The sequence below is a fragment of the Novosphingobium sp. KN65.2 genome (assembly GCF_001368935.1).
Classification (GTDB): Bacteria; Pseudomonadota; Alphaproteobacteria; order Sphingomonadales; family Sphingomonadaceae; genus Novosphingobium; species Novosphingobium mathurense.
Genome location: NZ_CCBH010000052.1, coordinates 1 through 7,192 on the forward strand (window position 1 = coordinate 1; position 7,192 = coordinate 7,192).

The window sequence follows — 7,192 nt, forward strand, 5'->3', positions numbered from 1 at the left end:
TTTACTCCGCCGTTGACACCCTGCGAGACTTCGAACAGGGCGTTCGGATCGTCACAGACGAGGGCGATGCGCTGGGTCGAGGCCGCGCGATAGATCGTGCTGTCGCGGGTTTCAGCAAGGAAGCCCACCACGACGCCGAGAAACACGTCACCAGATGCTGCGATAGCAATATCGGTGTAGGTCGAGCCGTTGATGAACTGAGCGGTACCGGCAAGCTTTACGAGATCGCCGACATAGATGGCATTGGAATCGCCGGACGGGACGGAATACTGACGCACTGCGCCGGTATAGTGACCGTGGCCCAGCGTCTGGACGGGACGAAGCCCGAACGGAGCTGCAACATTCGCCATGATGGCACCCTTTGCGTTCGCGGAATGCGCCGGGTGCCATCAGAGAAAAGGAAAGGCCCCGGTTAGTCCCGCTTGATGGAGACCTGGCCATATTGCTCGCCCTTGGGAGCGTGCTGGCCGTTTTCGTCGACGATGCCGTGCATGGCCTCATCGATCTGCCTGAGGTGCGATTCCTTCTCGGCAATGCCCGCGTTGAATTCTTCGACGGGTGTTTCCATGAGGAAGGCTCGCATCGGCTCTCCGTTTGCCTTGGTGCCTACGAGGCGGGAGACGCGAGAATCGACACCAGTTGACTTGATGGTGTCGTCCGAAACGAAATCATACGCTAATTCATTGGCATCCGCAAGTCGGTTGTCGATGTCGTTGACCCAGCGACGGACGTAACCGGCGCGGGTGGGGGCTGACAGCTTGAGGGCGTGTCCGCCGACCGATGCACGGCGACGGCGCCCGGCAGGCTTGGTTTCTTCGGTGGCGGTCTCGCTGATCGGCGGACGGCCGCGGCGCTTGGGTATGTCTTCCATATCGTTCAATCCCATTGATAAGATCTGACGTAATCCTCGCGCGACTTGATCAACCCCTGGTTGACCCACTTGTCGCACAGGCGCTTGGCGTCGGCCGGCAGATCAGCATAGCCGCGCCCGGTCTTGCCGCTGCCAGACCGGTTGCCGCTGCCACTCGTCTGCACGGGCGGGCGTTCGGAGAACTTGCGCTGCACCCGCTTGTCGATCTCGGCGAGCGCCGCATCGATTCCGCCCGGGAACTTGTGCAGTTGGCCGTGTTCCTTGATGATCAGGTCGCTCTGCATGTCGGCGTACTTGGTCTTCTTCTCGTCGGTGAAGTACCAGTCCGAGCCGTCGATCCAGTCGCGGATCGCCTGCTGCGCCTGCGCGACGATCTCGGGGCCGTCCTCCTTCTCCTTCGGCTCGGCCTCCATGCGCTCGGAGGTGAAGTCCGACTTGAGGTCGTCCATGTCCTTGAGAACCTTGCGCGCGGCATCGCGGTCGCCGCTCTCTACGGCCTCGTCCATCTTGGCCTGCAGGTCGGTCATGGCGCGGTTGTAGGCGCGTTCCTCGGCCTTGCTGAAGAAGTCCGCCGCCTTCTTCTGCTGACGCTTCATGTCGTCGATTTCGCGCTTGAGGGCCGCGTTCTGCTTTTTCAGGAACGGCATCACCTCATCGGCGCGCTTCACGAACGTCTCGGCATCTACCCATCGCGACGGATCGCCCTTGAAGTCGTCCTTCGGGGTCCAGCCATGCGAACGGGCCTCGGCCTCGTAGTCGCGGGTCTGGGTCTCGGTGTTGGCTTCGGGGGATGTAGAGTCCCCGTCAGCCTGCCCCTGAGTTTGTTCCTCCAGGCTCATGCTGCTGCTCCTTTCAGGAAGGCGATCACGTCCTCATCGTTCATGAGGCGGTAGTCCTCGCCGTCGTCGCCCTTGATGTTGATGCCGCCGTACTTCGCGACCATCACGCGGTCGCCGCTCATCGGGGCGGTGAAAGCCGGGTTCGCCTTGGCCTCGCTAAAGGCATTGGCGCCCACGGCAACGAGGGTTGCCTTGACCGTCGCGTACTTCTCCTGCTCGATAGCCTGTTGCGGCAGGAGAATGCCGCCCTTGGTCTTTTCCTCGACCGCATCGGGCTTCACCAGCACCCGAACGTCCAGTGGTTCAATCCCGCTCGTGTTCATCGTTTTCCTCGCTCAGATCGTAGAAATTGCGCACATCATTGCACGACAGGTCCGCCAGCTCCCCCAGCGTCCGCGCCTGCCTCTGGTCCTCCGGGGACAAGCTCTCCCCCGCCGCCCATTGCTTCGCCAGGCTGTCCCGGAAGTCCCGCAGGAATTGCAGGTAGGCCTGCGTCGTCGGCTGCTCCCGCCATCTCAGGAACTCGTCCCGGTTCGTCAGGGGATTGTCCGCCATCGCCTTGCTCCTTCATCGCGCCGGACACGCTGTCAGCGAGCGAGATCGCCTCGTTCAGCATGCGCTGCGCATCGGTCTGAATGTTGATGTCCTTCACCTTCACGCCCAGCTCGTACGCTGCACTAGCCACATCGATCAGCGTCTTGGCTGTTTCGGCGTCCTTGTTGCGGATCTCGGCTGCAGCCTTGTCGGCATCCGTCTTCGCCTTGGCTGCATCGGCCATGACCTTCGGATCGGGCGGCGGCGCAGGCACTTCGAGCAGCTTGGGAATGTTGTCGATACCCGCCGCCTCGAACTCGCGCTTGCGGATCTCCTGCTGGTTCACGAGCGGGTCGCCGTTGTGGCTCATCAGGATCTGCGCCTTGGCCATCTTCACGCGATCGTTGATGGCGCGCGGATCGGACACCGGCTGAACGTCGAGATCCTTGTCCTGATAGTCGGAGCGTCCGACCTGTCCCTGCACATCGTTGAGCGCGAAGTATTCCGCCTCATCGAGGTAATCGCGGTTCAGGCGGCGCATGATGCCGATCTCGACGCCAAGCGCGCGGTGGATGCGCTGGTAGATCGCGGTAAACACCTTCTGGCCCTGCTCGATGAGGGCAAGGGCGGTAGTCGGTGCGGTCTGGCTCTCCTGGTTGCCGGAGAGGATGTCCGAGACGCTGGTGATGCCCTTGACCGATTCGACGAGCATGCCGAGCAACTGGAACAGCGTGGCGGATGGCCCCGGCAGTTGCAGCGGCAGGATGTTCTCGCGCAGCGGGCCGGATGTCGCGCCCTCGACGCGCTTCCACTCGCCCGGCGTGAAGCGCATGTTCCCGCCCTTGATCTTCGTGCCACCCGCGATGAATCCGCCCTGCATGTTCGCGAGTGTGCCGGCATCGATGAGCTGGTTGATGATCGTGTTGACCGCAGCGCCCAGCGGATCGGTCAGTGTCCCGAAGCCGATGTCGTAGAACGTGCCATCAGGTGCGGGAATGAAGCCGTACTTGGTGAAATACTCCTTGCGCTCGACACGCACGACGCGAATGTCGGGCAGTACCTCGATACCCATCCCGAGCAGCGCTTCCATGACCTCGGACAGCGGCTTCTGCCCGTCGAAGGAATCCGACGAAACGTAGATACTGTCCATGTCGTAGCAGGCGACGATGCGGAACACGTTGCCATCGGGCGTGCAGGTCACGACATAGGGTTCGGCCAACCCATCGTCGTCCATGTCGATCAGGCGAAACTGCTCGTAGACCTCGACTAGGCTGTGCGGATCGCTGCCGTCATCGCCCTCGTACGGTACGCGCTCCCATGCGCCGGAGCGAATCAGGCCCTCGATCTCGTGCGGGTAGTAGCGCTGGACGTGCGTGTAGCGCGGCGCCTTGTCCATGCTCGCGGTCTTGATGTTGACCACGAAGTCCTTGGCGCTGACGGTCTCGGAGTTGTTCTGTCCGCGCACCGGATCGCGCCATGTCTTGCGGAACACGCAGCCGATGATCGGCAGTTGCAGGAGGAGCTTATCGGTGTCCTCTTCCCAGCCCGGCACATCATTGAGAAACTGCCAGTTCATGTGCGCCGCGATGCGCTCGGCCCGCGCTGCCTTCACGCCTTCCGGATCGGGTCCAAGCACACGGCCCTTCACGACCGCGTTGCCGTCGATGATCGCAGGATAGGCACGCGCCTGGAACTGGATCGCGGCCTGCGTCAGGAGCGGGAAGATGACGTTCGACGCATTGGCCCAAGGGAACGTCTTGGGTTTGGTCTTCTGCATCGCCATGTCCATCGCGCGGTCGTAGCGCTTGTGGAACTCTTCGCAGGACGCAAGGTCGATCTGGTACTCGCTCGTCGCCTCGTAGCCGATGCGGTTGACGTCGTGCTCTGACAGCATCGGCACGAGGTTCGGCGCTTTCACGGCCTCAAGCATCCCGATCTGCGTTGAGACCTCAGTGACTTCGTGGAACTCGCCTTCCTGTTCCTCGGGGGTGGTGTCGGTGTCGTTTTCGGGAAGCGTTGCCATCAAAGTTCCTCAATCTTATCCCATGAAAGGCGAGTGTAGATTCGAACATGCAGCCCATCAGGCATCAGTGTGCGTGAGGCGGACGGACAAGACCTCCAGATCAGTAGATCTCGACCCTTCGGTTTGTTGGCTGCGATGATAGCAAGCGTCTCATGAGCTGCTCGTTCGAATGCTGTCACCTGATCCGAATGGGATAGGGATGCCGCAATAATCGGGCGAGCCATTTCACCTTGCTGCTTGATGGCCCCGTTGCAGTAGATGGTGTGTAATATTCCACGCTCGGTGCAAGCACCGGCCGAGAATGCAACACGCTTCGCCAGATGTTCAACATCACGCTGAATCTGCCGCTCAATTGATTGAATTTGCTCTACCAAGACCGCGCCAACACCAATGGTGGCGTAAGATTCACATGTGCCGTCTTGAATGTCGTAGGCCATGCGTCAGTATCCTGTTACTGCATCGGGCTCGGCCCGGTCGTCTTCGTCCATGTCGTCGAGATCCAGCGCGGCGACGGGGACAGCGAACGTGAGCGCCAGTCCGTCGCCATGGTCAGGCGAGGACAGTCCGCGCTTTTTCATGTCCGATTTGCGCTCAAGCTGGATCTCGTCCTTGCTGTTGAAGCTGTACTCGATGCCGGTCAGGTCGGTTTCAAGCTGGTCGTGTTCGGGAATCGCGCCGCCATTGAGCCACTCGCGCATGATCGCCCACATCTCGGCGCGGCGGTTCGCGACCTTCTCCCCGGCCGCCAGCCTCACTGCGCCCAATGGCTTACCGCCGAACTGGATACCAAAGACCGGTGCGTTGAGCTGGCGCAACCGATCGACCACGCCTGCGCCTATCCCGCCCTCATCGACAAATATCGCTGTGGCGCCGTGGATGCGCTGCTGCTCGAGAACCTTGGACGCCAACTGCATCGTGTCGACCTGGCTCAATGGGATCGGGGGGAGCGAGCGGGCATCACGTCCGCGGCGGAAGTAGATCGTGCTTTCGTCGTCACCGAAGCGGGCCACGTCCACACCAATGACCAACGGATCGCGCGGATCGATCTCCACGTTGCGCGCCTTAGCCATGTCTACGATGTGCTGCCCGATGAACTGCAGCGACGATGCGGACGGGAAGAGTCCGCGGACACGAACCTTCACGATGTCGCTGTCAGCCCCGTAGGTCCGCACCATCTCATCGAGATACGGCTTGTTCGTGCCCTCGACATCGCGGCTGTCGATGTGGCGCGTCTTCCACAGGTGGCGGAACTTGCCGAAGCATTCGCGGAATCGACCGGTGTTGCGCGTCGGGTTGCCGAACGCGATCCAGATGATTTCCGTGTTCTCGTCGGTGAGCGCGCCTTCGGTAACTTCCCATACCTTGTCGGCGATGTTCGAGGCCTCGTCGAAGATGACGACGATGCGCTTGCCCTTGTTGTGTAGGCCGGCGAAAGCTTCGGTGTTGTGCTCGGACCACGTTACCGCATCGACGCGCCAGCCCTCATCGTGGCCGGGGAACGTCGAGAAGATGCCGGTCTTCGTCAGGCGCCACCAGTGCTTGGCAATCGACAGGTTGCGCCACTTGAGCACCTCGGGCCAGGTCTTGGTGCGCAGCTGCGTCTCGGTGTTCGCAGTCAGGACGATGCGGGTATCTTCGCAAGTGTCCGATGCCCATGCGGCCAGCATCGAGATCAGCGCCGACTTCCCGATGCCGTGGCCCGATGCGACTGCGATGCGTAGCGGCGTGAAGCGCGTCTCGGGATTGCTCAGGTGCTCGCGAATGTCCTCCATGACATCGCACTGCCATTCGCGCGGCCCCTTCGCGTCGGAGAGCGAGCCTTCTCCCCAAGGGAACGAGTAGACCGCGTGGCCGAGCGGGTCATGCGTGAAGCCGGCCATGTCGTGGGCAAGAACCGCCTCGGTGCCCTGCGCCTTACTCGCCATTGAGCTTTGCCACCTTGGCGCGGCGCTCGGCGAGGATGGCCGCAACGTCCTCGGTTACGCCGTGCTCATGCTCGATCTTGTCGCGCCACTTGTCACCGCGACGGTTCTTGAGCCAGCTAAGCGCGGCGCCCGGATCTGGCGGCACATGCTCGATTGTCTCGGCTCTGGTGATATGTCCTTGAAAGTGGAATACTTTTTCGCTGTTGAAGCTGTAGCCAACGGCGCGTTGATAGAGGCTGCGCTCTACCCGGTCGTCCAAAACATCCTTTCCAACCTTGAGTGCCTGACAAAATTCGTCGTGAGTGTGCTTCCATCGATAGATCGTACGCACATCGACCTGGAAGAAATCCGCAAGCTCAAGGTCGGTCGCACCGAGCGCACACAACTTTTCGGCCTGCACTGCGAACTCTTCTCGGTACGCGGTGGGCCGTCCCGATGTCTTTGCGGTGGTGTCTTGTCCGCTCATGGGACAAGCCATCTACAGACATTTCACCCCCTTTTGCATGTGGCAAAAAACAAATCTGCAAATTTCCCGTTTAAAGCCCTCTCAGCGCGTTCATGCCACAAGAGCTACCCCAGCATGGTCATAGGCTGTTTTCGCGCCACAACCCCACTCAGAACGGAAATTTGGGCCATATGCGGCGGCGAGGATGCGATAGACATGCCTCCGGTCCGCTCCAGTCGCCCTCACGATCTGCATGACCGTCTTCGGCCTGGCGCGCTCGATGTAGGTCAGGACGCGCTTGCGGGTGACGGGTGGGCGGCCTCGTTTAGACATTCTCGATCCCCCATTTCTTGGCGATGCGTTGGCGAAGGTTGCAGTCGTAGCGCGGCCAGTTCAGCAGAAGGTTCTGCGCCGCGATGGTGAAGCCGAGACGGTTCATTGCGCGCCGGACTTCGGACAGGAGGGGATCGGTGGTGGTCAAAGCTCACCTCCCCACAAAAACCCAATCGGGTTCGGCGCCCTCCAGATCGTGCAGCCGTTCGCGTCGACCAGCCC

Annotated in this window: 9 protein-coding genes; all 9 read right to left on the minus strand. The window is 61.3% G+C overall.

Annotated elements, in window-relative coordinates; translation table 11 throughout:
* Nucleotides 1-350: hypothetical protein (locus SPHV1_RS01780; RefSeq protein ID WP_156367196.1), on the minus strand; the 350-nt coding region annotated here is incomplete at its 3' end.
* Between the two features lie 62 nt (nt 351-412).
* Nucleotides 413-871, minus strand: coding sequence for a hypothetical protein (locus SPHV1_RS01785; RefSeq protein WP_054944401.1), 459 nt, complete (start codon nt 869-871; stop codon nt 413-415).
* A 5-nt stretch (nt 872-876) separates the two neighbouring features.
* Nucleotides 877-1,710, minus strand: a complete 834-nt coding sequence (locus SPHV1_RS01790; protein ID WP_054944402.1) for a hypothetical protein — start codon at nt 1,708-1,710, stop codon at nt 877-879.
* Nucleotides 1,707-2,033, minus strand: coding sequence for a co-chaperone GroES (locus SPHV1_RS01795; protein WP_054944403.1), 327 nt, complete (start codon nt 2,031-2,033; stop codon nt 1,707-1,709). Before SPHV1_RS01795 ends, SPHV1_RS01790 begins: the two co-directional genes overlap by 4 nt.
* A gap of 35 nt (nt 2,034-2,068) precedes the next feature.
* Nucleotides 2,069-4,267 (minus strand): hypothetical protein, encoded by a 2,199-nt coding sequence (locus tag SPHV1_RS01800; RefSeq protein WP_054944404.1) that lies wholly within the window; start codon nt 4,265-4,267, stop codon nt 2,069-2,071.
* Complete coding sequence (locus SPHV1_RS24770) at nt 4,267-4,704, minus strand: hypothetical protein (protein ID WP_156367197.1); 438 nt, start codon at nt 4,702-4,704, stop codon at nt 4,267-4,269. Before SPHV1_RS24770 ends, SPHV1_RS01800 begins: the two co-directional genes overlap by 1 nt.
* A gap of 3 nt (nt 4,705-4,707) precedes the next feature.
* On the minus strand, nt 4,708-6,192 hold the full coding sequence (locus SPHV1_RS01805; protein ID WP_054944405.1) for a hypothetical protein: 1,485 nt from the start codon (nt 6,190-6,192) through the stop codon (nt 4,708-4,710).
* Nucleotides 6,182-6,658 (minus strand): hypothetical protein, encoded by a 477-nt coding sequence (locus tag SPHV1_RS01810; protein WP_054944406.1) that lies wholly within the window; start codon nt 6,656-6,658, stop codon nt 6,182-6,184. The genes SPHV1_RS01805 and SPHV1_RS01810 overlap by 11 nt, the downstream gene beginning before the upstream one ends.
* Nucleotides 6,659-6,962: 304 nt before the next feature.
* Nucleotides 6,963-7,118, minus strand: coding sequence for a hypothetical protein (locus tag SPHV1_RS24775; RefSeq protein WP_156367198.1), 156 nt, complete (start codon nt 7,116-7,118; stop codon nt 6,963-6,965).
* Nucleotides 7,119-7,192 lie beyond the last annotated feature (74 nt).